Consider the following 21933-nt stretch of genomic DNA (forward strand, 5'->3'; position numbering starts at 1 on the left):
ACGAACGTACACTCCCTCGCGGTGGCGCTCCCGGCTGCCGCCCGGGCACGGTCGCCCGCCCCCGAGCGGTGGCGCACCCTCGGTAAACTCGCCTCCTCCGCAACGCGAGCGCAGGGAGGAGACCCGGATGCCGGCCCACGACCCGTCCGTCTCCGACGCCGCGGCCGAGGCGGCGGGACCGTCCGCGGCGCCGGTCCGCCAAGTGCTGTCCGAGAGCGTCTACGAGGACATCAAGGCGATGGTGATGGACCACGAGATCGCCCCCGGCGCCCGCGTCGGCATCGAGGCCCTGGCCCGCACGCTCGACGTCTCACCGACCCCGGTGCGCGAGGCCCTGGCGCGGCTGGAGTCCGACGGACTCGTCGTCAAGCGCTCCCTGTCCGGCTACCGGGCCACCGAGTTGCTGACCCGGCAGGGGGTGGAGGAGCTGTTCGAGATGCGGCTGCTCCTGGAGCCGCGGGCCGCCGCGCTGGCCGCCCGGCACGCCGACGAGTCACAGCTCGACGCCGTCGAGACGATCCTGGAGGACATGCAGGCCCACCCCGGACCCGCCGGCCCGTACGCGGCCTACCGGGACTTCGCCGCCCTGGACCAGCGCTTCCACGACGCGATCGCCGAGGCCGCCCACCGGCCCCTGCTCGCGGACGCGGTGCGGCGGCTCCACTCCCACCTGCACATCTTCCGCCTCAGCAGCCTCCAGAGCGACGGCGCCCCGACGGTCGCGGAACACGAGCGCGTGGTCCGCGCCATCCTGCGCCGCCGGGCGGAACGGGCCGCCGAGGCGATGGCGGAGCACCTCACCCGCAGCCTGGAGCGCCGGCTCAGCCGCCTCTGACGGCCGGGCTGAGACGTCAGGTCACCCGGTGAGGGCCTCGCCGATCCCGTAGACGCGCCGGGCGGTGCCCGACCACACCTCCTCGCGCTCGGACGCGGAGAGCGGGGCGATCAGCTCCCGGGTCGCGGCGAGGACGTCGCCGTAGCGGGCCGCGAGGGTGCACACCGGCCAGTCGGAGCCGAACATGAGCCGCCGGGGACCGAAGGCGTCGATCACGGTGTCGGCGTACGGCCTCAGGTCGTCGACCGTCCACGACCGGGGGTCGGCCTCAGTGACCATGCCGGAGAGCTTGCAGACCGTGTTCGGCAGGGCGGCCAGCGCCCGCACCCGACGCGCCCAGGGCTCCAGCCGCCCCGACGCGATGGGCGGCTTGCCCAGGTGGTCGAGGACGAAGGTGAGTCCGGGAACGGCCTGGGCCGCCCGCGTCGCCGAGGGGAGTTGGTGGGGGAGGAGCACGAGGTCGTGGACGAGTCCGGCCGCCGCGACCGCGCGCAGCCCGCGCAGCACCTCGGGCCGGGTCAGCCAGTCGGGGTCGGGCTCAGCCTGGACCTGGTGCCGGACGCCCCGCAGGAACGCGCCGCCGCGCAGCGAGCGCAGCCGGGCCAGTTCGTCGGCGACCCCCGGCGCGGTCAGGTCGGTCCATCCGACGACCGCGCCGACGAGGTCACCGTCCTCGGCCGCCGCCAGCAACTCCACGGTCTCCTCGGCCACGGTGACCGTCTGCACCAGCACCGTGGCCGTCACGCCGGTGTGCCTGATCTCCGACTGGAGATCGGCGAGGAGGAACGAGCGCCGCAGCGGGGCGAGTCCGGGCCCGAAGATCCAGGGCTGGTCGCGTACGCCGAGGTCCCAGACGTGATGGTGGGCGTCGACGACGCTCACCACCCCCACCCGGCCCGTCCCGGCACCGGTACTCCACCGGGCAGCAGCCCCCGCCCGCGCAGCCCCTCCCACAGGGCGTCGGGCAGGGGCCGGCGGAACTGCTCGACGGCGTCCCGGACCTGTGCGGCCGACCGCGCCCCGACCAGGACGGAGGCGACCGCCGGATGCCCGAAGGGGAAGCGCAGCGCCGCCGCGCGCAACGGCACTCCGCACGCCTCGGTGACCTCGCGCATCCGCCCGGCCCGGCGCAGGAGGGCGGCGGGTGCCGCCGCGTAGTCGTAGGTCGCACCCGGCGACGGGTCGGCCAGCAGACCGGAGTTGAACACGCCGCCGACGATCACGCTCTTGCCGGCCGCCGACGCGGCGGGCAACAGGGCCTGGAGCGCGCCCTGTTCGAGAAGCGTGTAGCGCCCCGCGCACAGCACGGCGTCCACGTCCGTGTCGGTCAGGAACCGGGTGAGCATCCGGCTCTGGTTCATGCCCGCGCCGATGGCCCGCACCACCCCCTGCGACCGCAGGTCCTCCAGCGCCGGATAGGCCTCCCGGAACGCCTGTTCCTCGTGGTCGTCCGGATCGTGCAGCAGCACTAGGTCGACGCGGTCGAGACCGAGACGGGTGAGGCTCTCCTCCAGCGAACGGCGAACCCCGTCGGCGCTGAAGTCCCACCGCCGCCGGTGCGTGGCCGGTACGGCGAAGCCGTGGGCCAGGTCGTCCCCGCCGCCGTCGTCCGGGACGAGCAGCCGTCCCACCTTGGTGGACAGCGTGTAGTCGCCCCGGGGCCTGCCGCGGAGAGCCTCGCCCAGCAGGCGTTCCGACCGGCCGAGGCCGTAGTGCGGGGCGGTGTCGAAGTAGCGGACGCCCGCCTCCCAGGCCGCGTCCACGGCGGCCGCCGCCTCCTCCTCGCCCACGGCCTCGTAGAGACCGGCGACGGCCGCGCCGCCGAACCCGAGGGCGGTGACCGGGACAGCGCCGCGGCCGAGGGTACGTGTGGGCAGCGGCCCGCCGGTCCCGCCTCCGCCCGGCCCGGTCACCGTCCCTCCGGGCGCGGTCGCAGGCCCTGCATGCCGCCGTCCACGGCGAGGGCGGTGCCCGTGACCGACGCGGCGGCCGGGCTCGCCAGGTACACGATGGCCGCGGCGGCCTCGTCGGCGGTGACCAGCCGGCCCAGGGGCTGCCGGGCCTCGAGCGCCCTCCGTTCGGCGACCGGGTCCGCGGCCCGGTCGAGGAGCCGGCCGACCCACGGCGTGTCCGCCGTACCGGGGTTGACGCAGTTGACGCGGATGCCCTCGCGGACGTGGTCCGCCGCCATGGCCAGCGTCAGGGACAGGACCGCGCCCTTGCTCGCGCTGTACAGGGCGCGCTGCGGCAGTCCGGCCGTGGCCGCGATCGAGCAGGTGTTGACGACCGCCGCGTGGCGCGAGGCGCGCAGACGGGGGAGAGCCGCGCGGGTGGTGCGGACCATGCCGAGGACGTTCACGTCGAGGACCCGGTGCCACTCGGCGTCGTCGTTGTCCTCGACCGTGCCCACCGCGCCGATGCCGGCGTTGTTGACCAGGATGTCGAGGCCGCCGAGGCCCGCGGCGGCGGAGGCGACGGCGGCCCGTACGGACGCGTCGTCGGACACGTCCGCGCGGTAGGCGCGCAGGGGCGCGTCCACGGCCGACGGGTCGAGGTCCAGTACGGCGACGTCGGCGCCGCGGGCGGCCAGCAGGGCGGCGGTGGCCCGGCCGATCCCGGACGCTCCACCGGTCACCAGGGCCTTCAGCCCGGACAGTTCACTCATCGGTGCGTACCCTCCTGCCGTACGGCGGGGCGGCCGCCGGCTGCGTCGGCGGTCCAGAAGGGGCCGTCGGGATAGCGGTAGGCGGCGATCGACGCGGCGCGCATCCGGGAGGAGAACCCGGGTGCGGTGGGGGCCGCGTAGCGCCCGCCCGCGACGACGGCGGGATCCTCGAAGTGCTCGTGCAGATGGTCCACGTACTCGATCACGCGGTCCTCCGTCGTCCCCGTCAGCGCCACGAAGTCGAACATCGACAGGTGCCGCACCAGCTCGCACAGGCCGACCCCGCCCGCGTGCGGGCAGACCGGGACGCCGTACTTGGCGGCGAGCAGCAGGATCGCCAGGTTCTCGTTGACGCCGCCCACCCGTGCCGCGTCGATCTGGAGCACGTCGACCGCCTCCGCCTGGAGGAGCTGCTTGAAGACGACACGGTTGTGCGCGTGTTCGCCGGTGGCGACCTTGACGGGCGCCACGCCCCTGCGCACCGCCGCGTGCCCGAGGATGTCGTCGGGGCTGGTGGGCTCCTCGATCCAGTACGGGTCGTACGCGGCCAGCGCGGTGGTCCACGCGACGGCCTCGGCGACGTTCCAGCGCTGATTGGCGTCCACGGCGATCCGGATGCCCGGGCCGACGGCCGCGCGCGCCGCGCGCATCCTGCGGACGTCGTCGGCGAGGTCGGCACCGACCTTCAGCTTGATCTGCGTGAAGCCGTCCGCGACCGCCTGCCGGGCGAGCCGGACGAGTTTCTCGTCGCTGTGGCCGAGCCAGCCCGGCGACGTGGTGTACGCCGGGTAGCCGTCCGCCAGGAGGCGGGCCTCCCGGCCGGCCGCGCCGTCCTTGCCCTTCCGGAGCAGGGCCACGGCCTCCTCGCGGGTGAGGGCATCCTCGATGTAGCGGAAGTCCACCTGGTCGGCGAGCCACTCGGGGTCGGCGTCGGACAGGAGCTTCCACACCGGTTTGCCGGCGCGTCTGGCCGCCAGGTCCCACACGGCGTTGACGACGGCGCCGATCGCCATGTGCGTCACGCCCTTCTCCGGGCCGAGCCAGCGCAGTTGGCTGTCGCCGACCAGGGCCCGGCTGACCGAGCCGGGATCGGCGCACACCGCTTCGACGGACAGGCCCACGACGTGGTCGCGCAGCGCGGCGATCGCCGCGGCCTGTAGGTCGTTGCCGCGTCCGATGGTGAAGGCGAACGCGTGGCCCTCCGGCCCGTCGCCCGCGTCGGTCCGCAGGACCACGTACGCCGCGGAGTAGTCGGGGTCGGGGTTCATCGCGTCGCTGCCGTCCAGCTCGCGCGAGGTGGGGAAACGGATGTCGGTCACGTCGACGTCGGAGATGCGCGCCGCGGTCATGGTCGTTGCCCCACCCGAAATCACATAGGATTCTGTGTCTCTCTGATGGTGTGGCAGGCCCGATCGCGCGTCAAGACACGTGTACGGGCCGGTTCTTCGACGGGCCGACGACAGATCCCATAGGATCCGTGCCTCGCGGGTGACGGACCCAGGGAGGCGACGGATCCGCGGAGATGACGGATCCGCGGGAATGGAGGGAAGAGGGACTCCGTTGACACCTGTCATGCCCGCATCTTCCGTACGGCCCGCTGCGTCCCGCATGCCGCTCGCCGTCTACATCCTCGGCCTGTCCGTCTTCGCCCTCGGCACGAGCGAGTTCATGCTCTCCGGCCTGCTGCCGCCCATCGCCGACGACATGGACGTGTCGATCCCGCGAGCCGGGCTGCTGATATCCGCCTTCGCGATCGGCATGGTGGTCGGCGCGCCCCTGCTGGCGGTCGCGACCCTGCGGCTGCCGCGGAAGACCACGCTGGTCGCGCTGATCTCGGTGTTCGGCCTCGGCCAGGTCGCGGGCGCGCTGGCGACGACGTACGAGGTCCTGTTCGTCTCGCGGGTCGTGAGCGCCCTGGCGTGCGCCGGCTTCTGGGCGGTGGGTGCCGCCGTGGCCATCGCGATGGTGCCGACGACCGCACGGGCCCGCGCGATGGCGGTGATGATCGGCGGCCTGTCGATCGCCAACGTCCTCGGTGTCCCGGTGGGCGCCTTCCTCGGCGAGCACCTCGGATGGCGGTCCGCGTTCTGGGCGGTGGGCGCGGCTTCCGCCGTCGCGCTCGTGGGAGTCGTGACCCTGATCCCGCGCATCCCGCTGCCCGAGCACAGGCCCCGGCTGAAGAGCGAGCTGGCGATCTACCGCGACCGCCAGGTCTGGCTGTCCATCGTGGTGACCGCGCTCGCCGCCGGCGGCGTGTTCTGCGCCTTCTCCTACCTGGCGCCCCTGCTCACGGATGTGGCCGGGCTGGCGGACGGCTGGGTGCCGACCGTGCTGGCGCTGTTCGGCGTCGGCGCGCTGATCGGCACGACGATCGGCGGCCGGGTCGCCGACGCGCACCTGTTCGGCGTCCTGCTCTCCGGCGTCACCGCCTCGACCGTGCTGCTGGCCGCGCTGGCGCTGTTCGCGTCGGTCCCGGCCGCCGTCATCGCCCTGTCCCTGCTGCTCGGCGTCTCCGCCTTCTACACGGCGCCGGCGCTCAACGCGCGCATGTTCAACGTCGCCGGTGCGGCGCCCACCCTCGCGGGTGCGACGACCACGGCCGCGTTCAACCTCGGCAACACGGGCGGCCCCTGGCTCGGCGGCACGGTGATCGACGCGGGCCTCGGCTACGCCGCCACCGCCTGGGCGGGCGGTGCGATGACCCTGGCGGCGATCGCCTTCGTCGTCGTCTCGCTGCGGCTGCACAGCCGGTCGCGCGTCGTGACGGGCACCATGGCCGCCGAGCCCGCGGGCGCGAGGGCGACGCAGCGGGTGTGACACGGCGGAGGCGACGCGCGGGCGTGACACCCGCCGGCACCCCGCCGGCACCCCGTCGGCACCCCGCCGGTGGCGACGCCGGTCGCGCACGTCGTCCGGGGCCTGCGGGGCCGCAGAGGGCGAACAGAATAGGAACCGAACGACAGCAGACGAGAACGGACCACCATGACCACCTGGACCACCCGCCCCGAGACCCCCGACGACGTCCCCGCCGTCCGCGGCATCAACCTCGCCGCCTTCCCCACCGCCGCCGAGGCCGACCTCGTCGAGGCCCTGCGCGCCGATCCGGAAGTGTGGATCGAGGGCCTGTCCCTGCTCGCCACCACCCCGGACGACACCCCGGTCGCGCACGCGCTGATCACCCGCTGCCACGTCGACGAGCATCCCGCCCTCGCCCTGGCTCCCTGTGCGGTACTGCCCTCGGCCCAGCGCACCGGCGCGGGATCGGCAGCCGTCCGCGCCGCCCTTGAGGCCGCCCGCACGCGCGGGGAGAACCTGGTCGTGGTCCTGGGCCATCCCGACTACTACCCGCGGTTCGGCTTCACCCCCGCCTCGCGCTTCGGGGTACGTGCGTCCTTCGAGGTGCCCGACGAGGCCCTGATGGCCCTGGCCCTCGATGCCACCCGCCCGGTCCCGGCCGGCACCATCCGCTACCCGGCCGCGTTCGGGGTCTGACCCCCGTCGGGGCGCCCGTCGCGACGTCGGCCCGCTCCGGGACCCGGCGGCCCCGGCGCGGGCCGACGCGGTCACGACCTGACCTCATTCCCGGGCAGCATGGGCGCCACGGGGCCGAAGGGCCACCACCCGAACCGAGGCAGGACGCATGACCGTTCTCGACGCCCGGGCGCTCAACCGCGCGACCCTGGCCCGCCAACTGCTGCTCGACCGCGCCGACGTTCCGGTCCTCGACGCCGTGGCGCACCTCGGCGGCATGCAGGCGCAGGAGCCGCAGGAACCGTTCGTCGGACTGTGGTCGCGACTGCGCTCCTTCCATCCCGCCGCGCTCTGCGACCTGCTGACGGAACGGCACCTCGTGCGCACCCACCTCATGCGCCGCACCGTCCACCTGGTCACCGCCGACGACCTCCTCGCCTGGCGGGCCCGCCACGACGCCATGCTGCGCGGGCGGGTCCTCGGCGTCTACCGCCAAGAACTCGACGGGGTGGACCTCGACGAACTCGCCGCGGCGGGCCGGGCGGTCCTGGCCGACGGCGAGCCCCGCTCCATGAGCGAGCTGGCGCGGGCGGTCGCCGACCGCTGGCCTCGGCCGGGACCGCGGGCGCTGGGGGAAATGCTGGTCGCCGCGCTGATCCCGATGGTGCAGCTGCCGCCGCGCGGACTGTGGCGCACCCGGGCGGGCGTGCGCAACCTCCCGGTCGCCTCTTGGCTGGGCCGGGAGGTCGACCCGCCCGCCCCGGACGGCTCCGACGCGGTCGGCGCGGCGCTGGTACGGCGCTACCTCGCCGCCTTCGGTCCCGCCGCGTCGGCCGACCTGCGGGCCTGGAGCGGACTGGCCGGACTGCCCGCCGCGATCGCCTCGGTACGCGAGGAACTGGTCTCCTTCCGCGACGAGCGCGGCCGGGAACTCCTGGACCTCCCCGACGCGCCACGCCCCGACCCCGGCACTCCGGCCCCGGTGCGGTTCCTGTCCGCGTTCGACAACGCCGTCCTCGGCTACCAGGACCGCCGTCGCATCATCGACGACGAGGACCGCGGCCTGTCGGTCACCGGCGCCCGTGTCGTCCTCGTCGACGGCCGGGTCGCGGCGACCTGGACGGTCGAGGCGGACACGGTGACCGTCACCCCGCTGCGCCGCCTCTCCCGGGCCGACCGTACCGCCGTCGCCGAGGAAGGACGGGCCCTGGCCTCCTTCCTCTCCGACCAGGAGAGCGACCGGGTCCGGGTGACCGGCTGATCCCGCCCGCCACCTCCCCGGGACCGGATGCGGCGTACACCGATCACCCGCGAGGTCCACCCGGGGGAGAGGCACTCGGGGGCGCACTACACCCGATGCAGTACGCCGGTCCAGCCCCAGGGACGGATCAATTGCCGACGAGCCCGGGTGAGCATGGACGAGTACCCCGGTCAGAACCCCTGCCTTCCCCCAGTGCCGGGTCTCGTCCTGCCCGTACCTCGACGGATTGGTCCCAGGTGGCTACGTTCCTTTATCGACTCGGCCGACGCGCGTTCCGGCGCCGCGGTCTCGTCGCCCTGCTGTGGGTGGCCATACTCATGGGCGCCGGTGTCGCAGCGTCCACCGCGCCCGCCCCGCCCGAAGACTCCTTCTCCATGCCCGGCACCGAGTCCCAGAAGGCGTTCGACCTGCTCGACGAGCGCTTCCCGGCCGCCGGCGCCGAGGGCGCCACGGCGCGCGTCGTGATCCGAGCCCCCGAGGGGGAGAAGATCTCCGACCCGGCCGGCAAGGACCGGGTCGAGCAGCTGGTCACGGCCCTCGGCGACGGCCCGCAGGTCGCCTCCGTGGCCGACCCGTTCGCGGCGGACGCCGTCAGCCGGGACGGCACCACCGCGTACGCCTCGGTGACCTACGAGGTCAACTCCATGGAGATGACCGACCAGGCCCGTGACGCGCTCACCGCGGCCACCGACGACGCGCGCGGCGACGGCTACACCGTCGAGACCGGCGGCGACGCCGTCATGGCCGAGCAGGAGATGGGCGGCACCGCCGAGCTGATCGGCATCGGTGTCGCCGCGATCGTGCTCCTGCTGACCTTCGGCTCCCTCGTCGCGGCCGGCATGCCGCTGCTGTCGGCGATCATCGGCGTCGGCATCGGCATCTCCGCCATCGGAGCGCTCGGCAGCACGCTCGAACTCTCCGCCACCACCTCGACCCTGGCCATGATGATCGGCCTCGCGGTCGCCATCGACTACGCCCTCTTCATCGTCTCGCGCTACCGGGCCGAGATCGCCGAGGGCCGCACCCCCGAGGACGCCGCGGGACGCGCGACCGGCACCGCCGGCTCCGCCGTCGTCTTCGCCGGACTCACCGTCATCGTGGCCCTGGCGGGACTCGCGGTGGTCAACATCCCGATCCTCACCAAGATGGGCCTGGCCGCCGCGGGCACCGTCGGCATCGCCGTGCTGATCGCGCTCACCCTCACCCCCGCCCTGCTCGGCTTCGCCGGCAAGAAGGCCCTCAGCCGCAAGGACCGCAAGGCGACCGCCGCACCCGTCGGGGCGGCCGCCAAGCCCAAGCTCGGTACCCGCTGGGCCCGCTTCGTCCTGCGGCGCCCGGTGACCGTGCTGCTCACCGCGGTGATCGGCCTCGGCGCGGTCGCCGTGCCGGCCGCGAGCATGGAACTGGGTCTGCCCGACGAGGGCAGCTCGGCGCCCGACACCACCCAGCGCAAGGCCTACGACATGCTGTCGGAGTCCTTCGGGGCCGGGTTCAACGGCCCGTTGATGGTCACCGTCGACACGCGGGACGCGGACGACGCGAAGGCCGCCGCCGACACCGTCGGCAAGAAGATCACCGGCCTGGGCGACGCCGCGGCCGTCACCCCGGCCAACTTCAACGAGGCGGGCGACACCGCCGTCCTCACGGTGGTGCCCAAGACGGGGCCGAGCGAGGCGGCCACCGAGACGCTGGTCAAGGACATCCGCGCGCTGTCCGGCGACATCGAGGGCGAGACCGGCGCGACCATGCTGGTCACCGGCGCGACCGCGATGACCATCGACTTCTCGCAGACCCTGGACGACGCGCTCGTCCCGTACCTGGCCCTGGTCGTCGGCCTGGCCTTCCTGCTCCTGATGCTGGTCTTCCGCTCGATCCTGGTCCCGCTGAAGGCGGCCCTGGGCTTCCTGCTCTCGGTGGCCGCGGCGCTCGGCGCGGTGGTCGCGGTCTTCCAGTGGGGCTGGCTCGCGGACGTCTTCGGCGTCGACCAGCCGGGCCCGATCATGTCGATGATGCCCATCTTCATGATCGGCGTGGTCTTCGGCCTGGCCATGGACTACGAGGTCTTCCTCGTGACGCGCATGCGGGAGGCCTACGTCCACGGATCGTCCGCCGCCGAGTCCGTCACCACGGGCTTCACCCATGGCGGCCGGGTCGTCGCGGCGGCCGCGATCATCATGATCAGCGTCTTCTCCGGCTTCATCATGGAGAACGACGACATGATCAAGATGATGGGCTTCGGCCTCGCGATCGCGGTCCTCTTCGACGCCTTCGTGGTCCGCATGGCCATCGTGCCCGCCGTGCTCGCCCTGCTCGGCACCAAGGCGTGGTGGCTGCCCAGGTGGCTGGACCGCCTCCTGCCGAACGTGGACGTCGAGGGCGAGAAGCTCCACAAGGAACTCGGCGACACCGCCCCGCCCAGGGAACCCACCCGCGAACCCGAGACCGCGGGGGTCTGACCCGCGGGGGTACCGCCCCGGTGACCTGGAATCCCAGGTCACCGGGGCCTTTCGCGTAGCGGGGCAGGCCGGCTACGGGCCCGGTCGGCGGCCGACGGACGCCGGATCGCCGGCGTCGGCCTCTCCGGCAGCTCTGAACTCCACCGCGACGACGCCGTCGACGCGCCGGCACAGCTCCTCCAGCACGGACACGGACACGTCGTCCGGGAGCCGGCCGCTGAGGACGACGTGGCCGTGCGTCACGTCGACCTGCAGCGACGAGGGGGCCAGGCCCAGCGCGTTGACCAGGGCCTCCTCGATGATCTCGGTCCGGATCGCGCGGTCCGTGCGCAGGAAGACCCGCAGCAGGTCGCTCCGGCTGACCACCCCGATCAGCCGCCCCGCCCCGTCGACGACGAGGAGCCGCTTGATGCCGTGCCGGGCCATCACGCGGGCCGCGTCCACGACGCTCCAGTCCTCGCGCGCGCACACGGCGGGCGAGGTCATCAGCCCGGCCGCGTCCGTCGCGGACGCCTTGGCCCCGGCCGGTCCGCTCCGCTCCCCGTGCCCGGCGGGATCGTCCAGGTCGCCGCCCCACATCTTCTGCAGGAGGTCCGCCTCCGACACCACCCCCACGGGCCGGTCGTCCTCGTCGACGACGGGCACCCCGGTGATGTCGTACTCCTGAAGCAGGTGGGCGATCTCCTTGAACGGTGTTCCGCGCTGGACGCGGACCACGGCGTCGCTCATCAGGTCGCCCACCCTCTGGTGCTTCATTACGGGTCTCTCCTCCGCTGCCGGCCGTACCGGCCGGCGTTCGTCCTTCTTGTCAGGTGGAAACGATCTGCCGGTCCCGTGAGTGCCCCGTTCCTCACGGGGCGGGGCTCATGAGGAGCAGGGCGATGTCGTCCCCGGGGGTCGGCGCGTGCCGGATGAGGGTGTCGGCCATGGCGTCGAGGTCGGCGGGATCCGCGTGCTCGACCAGACCGGCCAGGGCGGCGGTGGCGTCGTCGAGGTCGACGCCCGGGGCCTCGACGAGTCCGTCGGTGTAGAGGGCGAGCACGCTGCCGGGCGGCAGGGTGAACTCCAGCGCCGGGTACCGGGCGTCCGGTTCGATGCCGAGCAGCAGGCCGGGCTGGACGCGCAGGAGTTCGGTGCGCCCGTCGGGATGGCGAACGAGGGGCGGCGGATGGCCGGCCGTCGCCAGACAGGCGCGGCGCGTCGCCAGGTCGAGGTGGACGTAGACACAACTGGTGAACAGATCGGGGTCGAGGTCGGTGAGCAGCCGGTTGGTGCGGGCCAGGACGTCGTCGGGGGGCGCGCCCACGGTGGCGTGGGCGTGGACGGCGGTACGCACCTGCCCCATGAGCGCGGCGGCGTCCACGTTGTGGCCCTGTACGTCGCCGATGGCGGCGCTGACGGTGTGTTCGTCGAGGCGGATGAGGTCGTAGAAGTCGCCGCCGACGCCCAGCCCCCGGGCCGCCGGCAGGTAGCGGGCCGCGACCTTCAGGCCGGGCACCCGGGGGAGCGTGTGGGGCAGCAGGGCCGACTGCAGACGGTGGGCGAGGTGGTGCTTGGCGTCGTAGAGGCGGGCGCGGTCCAGGGCCTGCCCGACCAGGCCGGCCAGTGAGGTCAGAGCGGCCCGTTCGCCGGGCGGGAAGCTCCGGGACCGCCGGTAGGAGATGAGCAGGGAGCCGATGGGGCGGCCGGACGCGATCAGCGGCAGCACCGCCCACGCCGCCATCCCGTCCTCGTGCGTGGTGCCCGGGTAGGCGTCCCGCAGCTCGGCGAAGTTCGCGAAGAACCCCGGGACACCCGTGGCCATGACGTCGGCTCCCGGGATGTCCGAGCTCAGGGGGACGCCGTCGAAGCGGTCCATGAGCTCGGGGTGGTAGCCGCGGTGACCGATGATCCTCAGGCGGCCGTCCTCGGCGGTCATCAGCACCATGGCCTGCGCGCCGAGGGCCGGCAGCAACTGGTCGGCGGTCTGCTCGACCACGTCCTGCACCCCGACGGCCTCGGTGAGGGTGGAGGCCAGGTGCATCAGGTGGTACAGCACGGAGGCGCGGCTGGGACCGGCGGTCGGCAGGGACCGCTTCGGCCCGGCACCGTCGGCCGGACCGCCGCGCGTGATGCGGACGCTGATGCCGGTGGGGCCCGGGTACAGCTCGAAGGACAGCCACGTCTCGGGCGGCCGCAGAACGCTGAAGGCCTGCGGGTCGCGGCTGACCAGGGCCGCCCGGTAGCGGTCCTCGACGTGGGGCACGTCCATCCACGGCAGCGCCTCCCAGGGCAGGGCACCCACCAGCTCGTCCCGGTCGGCACCGAGCAGCTCCGCCGCGGCCGGGGTGAGGAAGGTGATCCGTCCGTTCATGTCCAGCGCGCACGAGCCGCCCGGCAGACGGTCGACGAAGGCCGAGAGCGCGGTCGCCTCGGCGGGGGAGGGGGTGCGTCCCGCCGGGGGCCGCAGGGTCCGGGGCCGGCTCGCGGACAGCACCGGCTCGCCCCGGTCCGCCGCCTGCCGCAGGGTCCCGCCCAGACGGCGGCAGCCCGCCTCGACGACCTCCCGTTCCCCAGGAGTCAGCACCGGACCGTGGCTCCCCGGCCACAGCAGAACCAGCCCGCCCCTGATGTCGCCACCGGTGGCGACCGGGGCCGCCGCCAGCGCGAAGTCGTACGGCAGGACGAGGGCCGGCCGCGGATACCGGCGGGCCATCTCCTCCCGGCCGCCGACCCAGACCAGGCGCCGCTCGCGCACGGCGTCCGCCACCGGCATGGGGTCGGTCGGCGCGACGCGCCTCCAGGGGGCGGCGATGTCCTGCGGGATCCCCGCCATCACGGCGAGCCACAAGGCGTTGTCGCTCGGGGACAGCACGTACAGCATGCCGCCGAACGCACCGCTGTCCCGCACCACGGCGGCCATGGCGCTGTCCATCAGGGTTCCGCCCGCCGACGGCCGCCGTGCCCCACCGGATCCGGCGGGGCCGCACGCCGTCGGCCACACCGATCATCACCCATATGAGGACACTACGCCCGTCCCCTCGTGACGGCATGCGAGGCAGCGGCCGCCGTGCTCCGTCAGGGGGCCCACTCCTGCGGACCGCCTCCGCGCCACTCGATGAACTCCGACCGGACCACGTCCATCTCGTCCCAGTCCTGCAGACCGGCCTCCTGAAGGAACCGCGCGACGTCCTGTACGCCGTAGGCCCGGCCCAGGACCTCCCCGTCGACGCGGACCCGCCGCCCGCCCTCGGCGTCGGGCGGGTACACGGTCACAGGCGGGTGGCTCGTCATGGCACCAGCGTGCGCCCGGCGCGCACGGCGCGCATGCGGGGCCGCTCCGCCGCTCATAGGCTGGTGCTGCTCGGGGCACTACGTGGAGAGGTCTGTCCATGCCCCGGTCGATCTGGAGCGGCGCCATCTCGTTCGGTCTGGTCACCGTCCCGATCCACGTGGTCGGCGCCACCGAGGACCACAGCATCCGGTTCCACCGCTACCACCTGGCGGACCAGGGGAGGATCCGCACCCGGAAGGTCTGCGAGCTGGAGGACCGGGAGGTCCGCTCCGACGAGATCGGCAAGGGGTACGAGCTCACCCGGACGCAGATCGTGCCGGTCACCGACGAGGACCTGCGGGAACTGCCGCTGCCGACGGCCAAGGCCATCGAGATCGTGGCCTTCGTGCCGCTGGATTCCGTGGACCCGATCCGGATCGGCGACGGCTACTACCTCCAGCCGGACGGGCAGGTGGCGGCCAAGCCGTACAAGCTGCTGCGACAGGCCCTGGCCAGGTCGGCGAAGGTGGCCGTGGCGCGGTACGCGTGGTCAGGCCGGGAGCGCCTCGGCCTGCTGCGGGTGCGCGACGAGGCGATCGTGCTGCACGCCATGCGCTGGCCGGACGAGATCCGCGACCCGTCCTCCCTCACCCCGCCTCCCGTCGAGGTGTCCGAGGAGGAGATCGAGGGGGCGCTCGCGCTGATGGACACGATGACCCGCGACGACCTCGAGGGCGACGAGTTCCGCGACGCCTACACCGAGGCCGTCGCGGAACTGATCGAGGCGAAGCGCGAGCACAAGGCGCCGCCGGCGGCGCCGGAGCGGGAGGAGGAACCGGGGCAGGTGCTGGACCTGATGGCCGCCCTGCAGGAATCCGTCTCCAAGGCCAAGGAGTCCCGCGGCGAGTCCGGGCGCGACGGCGAGCACGCCGAGGTGCACGAGCTGCCCCGGCCGAAGCGGAAGGCGGCCGCGAAGAAGACACCCGCGAAGAACACACCCGCGAAGAAGGCGTCCGCGAAGAAGGCGTCCGCCGAGGAGACGTCCGCCAAGAAGGCGTCCGCCGCGAAGGCGTCGGCGAAGAAGCCGGCCGAGAAGAAGACGGCGGCCCGCAGACCGAGGCGGAGTGCCTAGCGCCGCTCGTCTCAGCGTTGGGTGAGGGTCTGGGGGTAGTCGGTGATGATGCCGTCGACGCCGAGGTTGGCCATGGTGCGGATGGCGCCGGGTTCGTTGACGGTCCAGACGTTGATGGTCATGCCGAGTTGGTGGATGCGGTCGACGAGGGTCTGGTCGGTGACGGTGTGCTGGGGGTTGATCTGGTCGGCCCATTGGCTGAGCTGGAGGAGTTCGGTGTCGGTGGGGCGGTCGGCGTCGAGGATGCCGATGGGGACGTGGGGGAGGTGGGTGTGGAATTCGTGGGCGTCGTCGGTCTGGAAGGACTGGACGGCGAGTTGGTTGCGGGTCAGGGCGTGGTGGAGGTAGCGGGGTTTGTTCTTGAGGTGGTGGGCGAAGTCGGTGGCGATGGTGGTGTGGTGGGTGCAGGGGCTGATTTCGGCGAGGAGTCCGGTGCGGGTGTGCTGGATGCGGTTGATGACGGTGTCGACGGTGATGAGGGGTTCGCCGGTGTATTCGGGGTGGAACCAGGAGCCGGCGTCGAGGTGGCGGAGTTCGGCCCAGGTGAAGTCGGAGACGCGGTAGCGGGGGCGGTCGGGGTAGATGTCTTCGATGTTGGTGGTGCGTTCCATGGTGCAGTCGTGGAAGTTGATGAGTTTGCCGTCTTTGGTGCGTTGGACGTCGATCTCGACGTGGTCGGCGCGTTGGCGGACGGCGAGGTCGATGGCGGCGGCGGTGTTCTCGGGGGCCATGCCCGAGGAGCCGCGGTGGGCGATGGCGTCGGGTCGTGGTGCGGTGCGGTCGGCGGATCGTGAGGTGGTGGTGTCGTCGGCGTGTGCGGCGGTCGAGGACATGGCCAGGGTGATACCGCTGAGCGCGGCCACCACGACACCCGCGCGTCTGCTGCTCGCAAGCTTCACTACAGCCTCCCGAGTTCGAATGACTCCGAGGAGGCTGTCGCACGGTGGTTACGGGAAACCCGCCGCGGGCTGGCGGAGCCGGGACCAGCCAGTGGACCCGGACGGCGAACCGGCCGATCCGAGGCCGAAGGGGCGATTACGAGCATTCACGCCCCTTCCGCCCGCTCGGACGCCCGGGAGTGCCTGATCAGCACGACGAGCGATCGGACAGGGCGACGCCCGTCACCTGCCGAGAACGCCCTCGGGCAGCAGCGACTGCGGCGAGGTTGCCGGATGCCCCACTTCCAGGGAACCGAGGAGACCGTTCAGCAGGGGCCCACCGGGAACCCCGGCGGAGGGGCCGGGCTCGGGGGCCGCCCCGGCGGCGGGCGCGGCCGCCAGGAGAGCGGTGGCGATGACGGAGACACAGGCGAGTTTCTTGATCATGCACGCCCTAACGAACGACGCTCCGCGGGGCAACGCCCGCCGTCAGCCGACTGGCCCAGTCGGCGCCCGGACCACCCTCGAACCGACCCGCCCCGCCGAGGACTTGGCACGATTCCGGCGGCCGTGCCCGGGGTAGCCTGCCGCGGATGAAGGTGGGCGGCGAACAGACCCGGTTGGTCGTACTGCGCGGCAACAGCGCCTCGGGCAAGTCGTCCGTCGCGGCAGGACTGCGTGACAGGTTCGGACGCGGTCTGGCCCTGGTCGCCCAGGACAACCTCCGCCGTGTCGTGCTGCGCGAGCGGGACCGGCCCGGGGCGGCGAACATCGGTCTGATCGACCTGACCGCCCGCTACGCCCTGGACGCCGGGTACCACGTCGTGGTCGAGGGCATCCTGTACGCCGACCGCTACGGCGACATGCTCGCCCGGCTGCGAGCCGACCACCGCGGCCCGACCCACGGCTACTACCTGGACGTGCCCCTCGGGGAAACCGTCGCGCGGCACGCCACCAAGCCCATCGCCGACGTCGTGGCCGAGGCGCGGCTGCGCGAGTGGTACCGGGCGCGTGATCTGCTGCCCGGCGGAGCCGAGACCGTCATCGGCGCCGACAGCACCCTGTCCGCGACCGTCGACCGCATCATGCGGGAGACCGGCCTGTCCCGGCTCCCGCCCCTCGAACCCTGACCGCGACCCCGGCCGTGCCGCCCGCCCCGCACGCTTACCCCACGGGTAATCGACCCTGGCCCGTCCCCCCGGCAGGATCGGGGTACGCCGACGGGAACCCGTCGGGACCCGTCCCACAGCCGCGAGGAGAGTGCCATGTCCGTCCAGCACACCGGCGTCGAGCAGACCCCCGCCGACCGGGCGACCACGATCGCCGAGACCACCCGGGCCGTCGTGGGGGAGTTCCTCGCCGCCCGGATCGCCGGGGACACCGGACGGCTCGTCGAGCTCTTCGCCGACGAGGTCGACTGGCAGCTCGCCGAGAACCCCGCCGTACCGTGGATCCGTCCCCGCTCCACCGCCGCCGAATGCGCCGCCCAGGCCGCGGAGTTGATGGAGCACACCGTGCCCGAGGACGCGCGGGCCTCGGTCGACGCCTTCCTGGTGGACGGTACCGACGCCGTCCTGACGGGGCACCTGTCGGGGACCGTACGCGCGACGGGCAAGTCCTTCCAGGGCCCGTTCGCGCTGCGCCTCACCGTCGAAGGCGGCCGGATCACCCGGCACCACCTCTACGAGAACAGCCTCTCCATCGCCGAGGCCTGCACCCCGTGACGGCGGGTGAGGCGGCCCGCCGCCGTCCCGCCCCCGGTCCGAGAACCGAGGCTTAGCGGCGTATGTACCTGGAAACGACTACTCCCGAACGGTTGTCGCGTCGACGGTCGGCCGACAGGGGGAGGGGTCTTTCGTGGAGGTGCCCTTATATCTGAGGCCGCGGGTGGATCCACCGCTCGCCTCACTGCTGGGCGCGGCGCCGTTCCTGCACTCGCTGGCCGACACGCTCGGGTCGCCGCTCCACGTACTGCTGCCCGAGAGAGTCGCGGAGAACGCCGAACGCTTCCGTGCCGTCTACCGCCGCCACCGTCTCGCCGGGCGGGTGTACTTCGCGCACAAGGCGAACCGGTCCAGCGCCCTGGTACGGAGACTGGCGGCCGCGGAACCGGCCCATGTCGGCGTCGACGTCGCCTCGCTGGGTGAACTGCGGCACGCCCTGAGCTGCGGCTTCACCGGGGACCGCGTCATGGCCACCGGCCCCAAGGACCCGGAGTTCCTGTGGCTGGCGGCCCGCGTGGGAGCGACGGTCAACCTGGACTCCGTCCATGAACTGGAGCAACTGGCCGGCCTGGTACGCCGGTACGGGCTCGGCCGGGTCGAGGTGCTGGCGCGCCTGTCCGGATTCGAGTCGGCCCCCGACCACGGCGGCGCGGGCACCCGGATGCTGTCCCGCCGCAGCCGCTTCGGCACCCCGGTCCGGGAGTCGGCGGAGCTGCTCGCGGCCCTCGAACGGTACGCGGACGCCGTCGAACTCACCGGCCTCGCCTATCACCTGGACACCACCGCTCTGGCGGAGAAGGGGCGCGCCCTGGAGCGGTGCGTCCTGCTCATGGACGAGTGCCGGGCACGTGGCCTGGCGCCGCGTGCCGTCGACATCGGCGGCGGATTCGGCGTCGGGTACGTGGCCGACGCCGGGGAGTGGGAACGCTGGACCACCGCGCTCAGCGAGGCGGTCCTCGGTGGCCGCCCGCCCCTGACCTGGCGCGGACACGGCTACGGGCTGCGCAACGAGGGCGGCACCGTGCGCGGGTCCGTCGCGCTCTACCCCGGCCACCGCCCCAACGCCGGGCCCGGCTACCTCGACGAGCTGCTCTCCCTCCCCGCCCCGGTGCTGGGCCGGGGGACGGGCGCCCTGCTCCTGGAGCACCTGCACGACCTGCTCATCGAACCCGGCCGCAGCCTGGTCGACCAGTGCGGGCTGTCCCTGGCACGGGTGCTGGAGGTGCGGCGCACGGGTGAGGACCCGGCCCCGTACCTGGTGCGGCTGGGCATGAACGCGGGAGACGTGAGCCTGGAGGAGCACGGCGTACTCGTCGACCCCGTGCTGCTGCCCCGGGAGGCGCCCGGGACGGACGACGCGGAGCCGGTCGGGGTCCACCTCGTCGGAAACCTCTGCCTGGAGGCCGACCTGATCACCCGCCGGCAGGTGTTCCTGCCCCGGCTGCCGCGCCCCGGCGACCTGCTGGCCTTCGTCAACACCGCCGGGTACGCGATGGACTTCCACGCCCACCACGCCCAGCGGCAGCCCCTCGCGCGGACGGTGGCGGTGGAGAAGGACGGTGACTCCTGGCGCTGGTGCCTGGACGAGGACTACTGGCCGATCACACACCCGGGGGGAACACCCGCATGAGGTACGACAGCATCACGGAGGCCATCGGCAACACACCGCTGGTGCGCATCGACCCCGCCGTGCACGGGCTGCGCCACATCGACCTGTACGCCAAGCTCGAGATGCTCAACCCGTTCGGGTCCGTCAAGGACCGGCCCGCCTGGCACATGGCCCGCCCCCACCTGGAGGGAGCGGCCGACGGCGGGGGCACGGTCGTGGAACTCTCCAGCGGCAACACCGCCAAGGCCCTCGCCCTGCTGGCCGGCCTGCACGGACTGAGGTTCAAGAGCGTCACCAACCGGATGCGCGTACCGGAGATCAAGGAACTGCTGCTGCTCCTCGGCGCCGAGATCGAGGAACTCCCCGGGCGCAGCGAGTGCCTCGACCCGACCGACACGGACGACCCGCTGACCCACTTCCACCAGGCGCTCTCCGAGCCGGGAAGCACGTATCTGCACACCGACCAGTACTTCAACCCGCTGAACGTCGAGGCGCACGCGGAGGGGACCGGCCCCGAGATCGTCAAGGACCTGGACGGCCGGGCGCCGGACTGGTTCGTCGCCTGCGTGGGGACGGCCGGCTCGTCGACCGGGGTCGCCAGGGTGCTGCGCGAACACGACCCCGAGGTACGGGTCCTCGGCCTGGTCGCCCACAAGTCGGACTTCATCCCCGGCATCCGCACCATCGACGAGGTCCACCAGGTCGGACTGTTCGATCCGGCGACGTACGACACCATCGAGTCCGTCACCTCCGGCGAGGCCATCGAGGGGATGCTCACCCTGGTCCGCCGCTGCGGGCTGCTGTCCGGACCCACCGGGGGCGCCGCCTACCACGGCGCGGTACGGCACCTGCGGGACGCCGACGCGGCGCTGGAGGGGACCGGGCGCCGCGAGACCGCCGTGTTCATCGTGTGCGACCGGGCCGAGAGCTACCTGAGCTACGTACGCGCGCGCCGCCCCGAACTGCTGGGCAGGACGAGCCGCGGCGACACCCTCGCCACGCTCACCGACGACGACGTGCGGACCGCCGCCCGGTCCACCGGGGTGACGGAGGCCCGCCGCTGGATCGCCGAGGGAGATCCCCGGCCGCTCGTCGTCGATCTGCGCAGCCCGCACGCCTACGCGGCCCTCCACATCGAGGGCTCGGTCAACATCGTCGACGAGCTGTTCGAGGAACTCGTCCGCGACGGGCTGCCGTTCAGCAAGCGCACGCCGGTGCTGCTGGCCTGTCCCGTCGGTGAGAGGTCACTGCGCTACGCCGCCCTCCTGGCCCGCAGGGGGCACCCGGACGTGCGGAGCCTGACCGGCGGCATCGTCGCCTGGCGGGACGCGGGCGCGCCGCTGGTGCGCGAGTGAGCGCGGACCGGACACTGCCCGGGACGGGGCACGACGCGGCGGGCGAGGACACCGGCTGGCAGCGGGAACTGCGGGAGCAGTTCCCCATCGTCACCGGCCACCCGGAGTCGGTGTACCTCGACAGCGCGGCCACCTCCCAGAAGCCGCGAGCCGTGCTGGAGGCCGTGCAGACCTACCTGACGACGTCGAACGCCAACGCGGGCCGCGGCACCTATCCCTGGGCCAACCGGACCACGGACCTGGTGGAGGGGACCCGGGAGCGGGTCAAGGAGTTCCTCCACGACCCGGAACCGGACCGCTCCACCGTCCATTTCACCAGCGGCACCACCGAGGGTCTGCGGACCGTCGCCCGGGACTGGCTGGTGCCGTACCTCACCGACGGCGACGAGATCCTGGTGCCCTTCGCCGACCACCGCGCCAACCTGGACCCCTGGCTGGAGGCGCGGCGGCTGCTGGCCGAGCGGGGGGTCGACGTGCGGGTACGCGCCCTGCCGTACCAGGCGGTGTCGGGCGACTACGACCACCGCGCCCTGGCCGGCCTCGTCGGTCCCCGGACCCGTTTCGTGGCCGCCACCCACGTGCACCACGTCTACGGCGGCGACATGAACGTGCACCGCATCCGCGCGGTGGTCGGCCCCGACGTGCCGATCTGCCTGGACGCGGCCCAGAGCGTCGGCCATCTGCCCGTGGACCTGGCCGATCCCGCACTCGACGTCGACTTCGTGGTCTTCTCGGGGCACAAGGCGATGGCACTGCCGGGCACGGGAGCCGTCTGGGCGCGCAACGCGCGGGGGCCCGGTTTCCGGCCGGACGGCTGGCAGGGCACGCCCAACACGGCTGGCATCGTGTCGCTGCGTGCCGCGCTCGACTGGCTCGACACCGCCGGCGTCGACCGGATCGCCCGCTGGACGGCCGCCCTCGCCCTGCGGCTGACCGACCGGCTCCGGCACCTCGACCCGTACGAGATCCTCGGCTGCCCCACCAGCCTGGCCGCCGACTCCGCGCTGCCCGCGGCCCAGCGCCGCCACGGCATCGTCACCTTCCGGCACCGCGACATCCCGTCCGACGACCTCGGGTTCATCCTCTACAGCCACGGCTTCATGGTGCGGGCCGACAGCCTCTGCCAGGCCGGCGCCGCCAAGGAGGACGGGGCCGTACGCGTGAGCCCGCACGTCTACACCACGAGGGAGGACATCGACCGCCTGCTCGCGGTACTCGCCTCGTTGGCGTGACGCCTCCGCGACATGGCAAGTGATAACCGTTTCCACCTGTAGATTCGGTTCCGTCCACGACA

At 73.2% G+C, this 21933-nt stretch carries 20 protein-coding genes; 11 read left to right on the top strand and 9 right to left on the bottom strand.

Going from position 1 to position 21933, the window contains the following annotated elements; translation table 11 throughout:
• Nucleotides 1–127 precede the first annotated feature (127 nt).
• On the top strand, nt 128–835 hold the full coding sequence (locus tag ACFIF2_RS07605) for a GntR family transcriptional regulator (protein WP_395571745.1): 708 nt from the start codon (nt 128–130) through the stop codon (nt 833–835).
• A 21-nt stretch (nt 836–856) separates the two neighbouring features.
• Here the strand turns inward: ACFIF2_RS07605 and ACFIF2_RS07610 are convergent, their stop codons facing one another.
• From ACFIF2_RS07610 to ACFIF2_RS07625, 4 genes are read right to left on the bottom strand one after another with little or no spacing between them, the layout of a single operon-like run.
• Complete coding sequence (locus ACFIF2_RS07610) at nt 857–1717, bottom strand: amidohydrolase family protein (RefSeq protein ID WP_395571746.1); 861 nt, start codon at nt 1715–1717, stop codon at nt 857–859.
• Entirely contained in the window at nt 1714–2748 is a 1035-nt protein-coding gene (locus ACFIF2_RS07615) for an aldo/keto reductase (protein WP_395571747.1), read from the bottom strand. The genes ACFIF2_RS07610 and ACFIF2_RS07615 overlap by 4 nt, the downstream gene beginning before the upstream one ends.
• Complete coding sequence (locus tag ACFIF2_RS07620) at nt 2745–3500, bottom strand: SDR family NAD(P)-dependent oxidoreductase (RefSeq protein ID WP_395571748.1); 756 nt, start codon at nt 3498–3500, stop codon at nt 2745–2747. Before ACFIF2_RS07620 ends, ACFIF2_RS07615 begins: the two co-directional genes overlap by 4 nt.
• On the bottom strand, nt 3497–4849 hold the full coding sequence (locus ACFIF2_RS07625) for an enolase C-terminal domain-like protein (RefSeq protein WP_395571749.1): 1353 nt from the start codon (nt 4847–4849) through the stop codon (nt 3497–3499). Before ACFIF2_RS07625 ends, ACFIF2_RS07620 begins: the two co-directional genes overlap by 4 nt.
• Nucleotides 4850–5108: 259 nt before the next feature.
• Between ACFIF2_RS07625 and ACFIF2_RS07630 the strand changes: the two genes are divergently transcribed.
• The 4 genes from ACFIF2_RS07630 to ACFIF2_RS07645 all read left to right on the top strand — a co-directional run bounded on the left by ACFIF2_RS07630 (nt 5109) and on the right by ACFIF2_RS07645 (nt 10688).
• A complete protein-coding gene (locus ACFIF2_RS07630; RefSeq protein WP_395571947.1) occupies nt 5109–6317 on the top strand; it encodes a Cmx/CmrA family chloramphenicol efflux MFS transporter in 1209 nt (402 codons plus the stop codon).
• A 165-nt stretch (nt 6318–6482) separates the two neighbouring features.
• The gene (locus tag ACFIF2_RS07635; protein ID WP_395571750.1) at nt 6483–6992 is read left to right on the top strand and encodes a GNAT family N-acetyltransferase; all 510 of its coding nucleotides are present in this window, start codon (nt 6483–6485) and stop codon (nt 6990–6992) included.
• Between the two features lie 148 nt (nt 6993–7140).
• Entirely contained in the window at nt 7141–8232 is a 1092-nt protein-coding gene (locus tag ACFIF2_RS07640; RefSeq protein ID WP_395571751.1) for a winged helix DNA-binding domain-containing protein, read from the top strand.
• A 236-nt stretch (nt 8233–8468) separates the two neighbouring features.
• Complete coding sequence (locus ACFIF2_RS07645; RefSeq protein ID WP_395571752.1) at nt 8469–10688, top strand: MMPL family transporter; 2220 nt, start codon at nt 8469–8471, stop codon at nt 10686–10688.
• 72 nt (nt 10689–10760) lie between these two features.
• On the opposite strand, the gene ACFIF2_RS07650 is transcribed toward ACFIF2_RS07645, so the two are convergent.
• From ACFIF2_RS07650 to ACFIF2_RS07660, 3 genes are all read right to left on the bottom strand, one after another.
• The gene (locus ACFIF2_RS07650) at nt 10761–11444 is read right to left on the bottom strand and encodes a CBS domain-containing protein (RefSeq protein WP_395571753.1); all 684 of its coding nucleotides are present in this window, start codon (nt 11442–11444) and stop codon (nt 10761–10763) included.
• Nucleotides 11445–11538: 94 nt separating this feature from the next.
• Nucleotides 11539–13602, bottom strand: a complete 2064-nt coding sequence (locus tag ACFIF2_RS07655) for a SpoIIE family protein phosphatase (protein WP_395571754.1) — start codon at nt 13600–13602, stop codon at nt 11539–11541.
• A 143-nt stretch (nt 13603–13745) separates the two neighbouring features.
• Complete coding sequence (locus ACFIF2_RS07660) at nt 13746–13961, bottom strand: hypothetical protein (RefSeq protein ID WP_395571755.1); 216 nt, start codon at nt 13959–13961, stop codon at nt 13746–13748.
• A gap of 98 nt (nt 13962–14059) precedes the next feature.
• Between ACFIF2_RS07660 and ACFIF2_RS07665 the strand changes: the two genes are divergently transcribed.
• A complete protein-coding gene (locus tag ACFIF2_RS07665) occupies nt 14060–15073 on the top strand; it encodes a Ku protein (protein ID WP_395571756.1) in 1014 nt (337 codons plus the stop codon).
• Between the two features lie 11 nt (nt 15074–15084).
• Here the strand turns inward: ACFIF2_RS07665 and ACFIF2_RS07670 are convergent, their stop codons facing one another.
• Both ACFIF2_RS07670 and ACFIF2_RS07675 read right to left on the bottom strand, forming a co-directional pair.
• Nucleotides 15085–15972: a glycerophosphodiester phosphodiesterase gene (locus tag ACFIF2_RS07670; RefSeq protein ID WP_395571757.1), complete on the bottom strand. Its 888-nt coding sequence runs from the start codon at nt 15970–15972 to the stop codon at nt 15085–15087.
• Nucleotides 15973–16194: 222 nt separating this feature from the next.
• Nucleotides 16195–16398, bottom strand: a complete 204-nt coding sequence (locus ACFIF2_RS07675) for a hypothetical protein (RefSeq protein WP_395571758.1) — start codon at nt 16396–16398, stop codon at nt 16195–16197.
• A 146-nt stretch (nt 16399–16544) separates the two neighbouring features.
• On the opposite strand from ACFIF2_RS07675, the gene ACFIF2_RS07680 reads away from it, so the two are divergent.
• The 5 genes from ACFIF2_RS07680 to ACFIF2_RS07700 all read left to right on the top strand — a co-directional run bounded on the left by ACFIF2_RS07680 (nt 16545) and on the right by ACFIF2_RS07700 (nt 21871).
• Nucleotides 16545–17081, top strand: a complete 537-nt coding sequence (locus tag ACFIF2_RS07680) for a kinase (protein ID WP_395571759.1) — start codon at nt 16545–16547, stop codon at nt 17079–17081.
• Between the two features lie 135 nt (nt 17082–17216).
• The gene (locus ACFIF2_RS07685) at nt 17217–17675 is read left to right on the top strand and encodes a nuclear transport factor 2 family protein (protein ID WP_395571760.1); all 459 of its coding nucleotides are present in this window, start codon (nt 17217–17219) and stop codon (nt 17673–17675) included.
• Between the two features lie 133 nt (nt 17676–17808).
• Entirely contained in the window at nt 17809–19305 is a 1497-nt protein-coding gene (locus ACFIF2_RS07690) for a Y4yA family PLP-dependent enzyme (RefSeq protein ID WP_395571761.1), read from the top strand.
• A complete protein-coding gene (locus tag ACFIF2_RS07695; RefSeq protein WP_395571762.1) occupies nt 19302–20639 on the top strand; it encodes a pyridoxal-phosphate dependent enzyme in 1338 nt (445 codons plus the stop codon). Before ACFIF2_RS07690 ends, ACFIF2_RS07695 begins: the two co-directional genes overlap by 4 nt.
• Nucleotides 20636–21871 carry an aminotransferase class V-fold PLP-dependent enzyme gene (locus ACFIF2_RS07700; RefSeq protein ID WP_395571763.1) on the top strand — a complete coding sequence of 412 codons (1236 nt, stop codon included), beginning with the start codon at nt 20636–20638 and terminating at the stop codon, nt 21869–21871. Before ACFIF2_RS07695 ends, ACFIF2_RS07700 begins: the two co-directional genes overlap by 4 nt.
• Nucleotides 21872–21933: the final 62 nt, after the last annotated feature.

The organism is Streptomyces sp. BK79 (assembly GCF_044142145.1).
Classification (GTDB): Bacteria; Actinomycetota; Actinomycetes; order Streptomycetales; family Streptomycetaceae; genus Streptomyces.

Excerpts from the sequence above, each read along its gene's own strand:
- ACFIF2_RS07605 (WP_395571745.1), top strand. The coding sequence starts at position 128 with ATGCCGGCCCACGACCCGTCCGTCTCCGACGCCGCGGCCGAGGCGGCG.
- ACFIF2_RS07620 (WP_395571748.1), bottom strand. The coding sequence starts at position 3,500 with ATGAGTGAACTGTCCGGGCTGAAGGCCCTGGTGACCGGTGGAGCGTCC.
- ACFIF2_RS07625 (WP_395571749.1), bottom strand. The coding sequence starts at position 4,849 with ATGACCGCGGCGCGCATCTCCGACGTCGACGTGACCGACATCCGTTTC.
- ACFIF2_RS07630 (WP_395571947.1), top strand. The coding sequence starts at position 5,109 with ATGCCGCTCGCCGTCTACATCCTCGGCCTGTCCGTCTTCGCCCTCGGC.
- ACFIF2_RS07635 (WP_395571750.1), top strand. The coding sequence starts at position 6,483 with ATGACCACCTGGACCACCCGCCCCGAGACCCCCGACGACGTCCCCGCC.
- ACFIF2_RS07640 (WP_395571751.1), top strand. The coding sequence starts at position 7,141 with ATGACCGTTCTCGACGCCCGGGCGCTCAACCGCGCGACCCTGGCCCGC.
- ACFIF2_RS07650 (WP_395571753.1), bottom strand. The coding sequence starts at position 11,444 with ATGAAGCACCAGAGGGTGGGCGACCTGATGAGCGACGCCGTGGTCCGC.
- ACFIF2_RS07655 (WP_395571754.1), bottom strand. The coding sequence starts at position 13,602 with ATGGACAGCGCCATGGCCGCCGTGGTGCGGGACAGCGGTGCGTTCGGC.
- ACFIF2_RS07660 (WP_395571755.1), bottom strand. The coding sequence starts at position 13,961 with ATGACGAGCCACCCGCCTGTGACCGTGTACCCGCCCGACGCCGAGGGC.
- ACFIF2_RS07665 (WP_395571756.1), top strand. The coding sequence starts at position 14,060 with ATGCCCCGGTCGATCTGGAGCGGCGCCATCTCGTTCGGTCTGGTCACC.
- ACFIF2_RS07675 (WP_395571758.1), bottom strand. The coding sequence starts at position 16,398 with ATGATCAAGAAACTCGCCTGTGTCTCCGTCATCGCCACCGCTCTCCTG.
- ACFIF2_RS07680 (WP_395571759.1), top strand. The coding sequence starts at position 16,545 with ATGAAGGTGGGCGGCGAACAGACCCGGTTGGTCGTACTGCGCGGCAAC.
- ACFIF2_RS07685 (WP_395571760.1), top strand. The coding sequence starts at position 17,217 with ATGTCCGTCCAGCACACCGGCGTCGAGCAGACCCCCGCCGACCGGGCG.
- ACFIF2_RS07695 (WP_395571762.1), top strand. The coding sequence starts at position 19,302 with ATGAGGTACGACAGCATCACGGAGGCCATCGGCAACACACCGCTGGTG.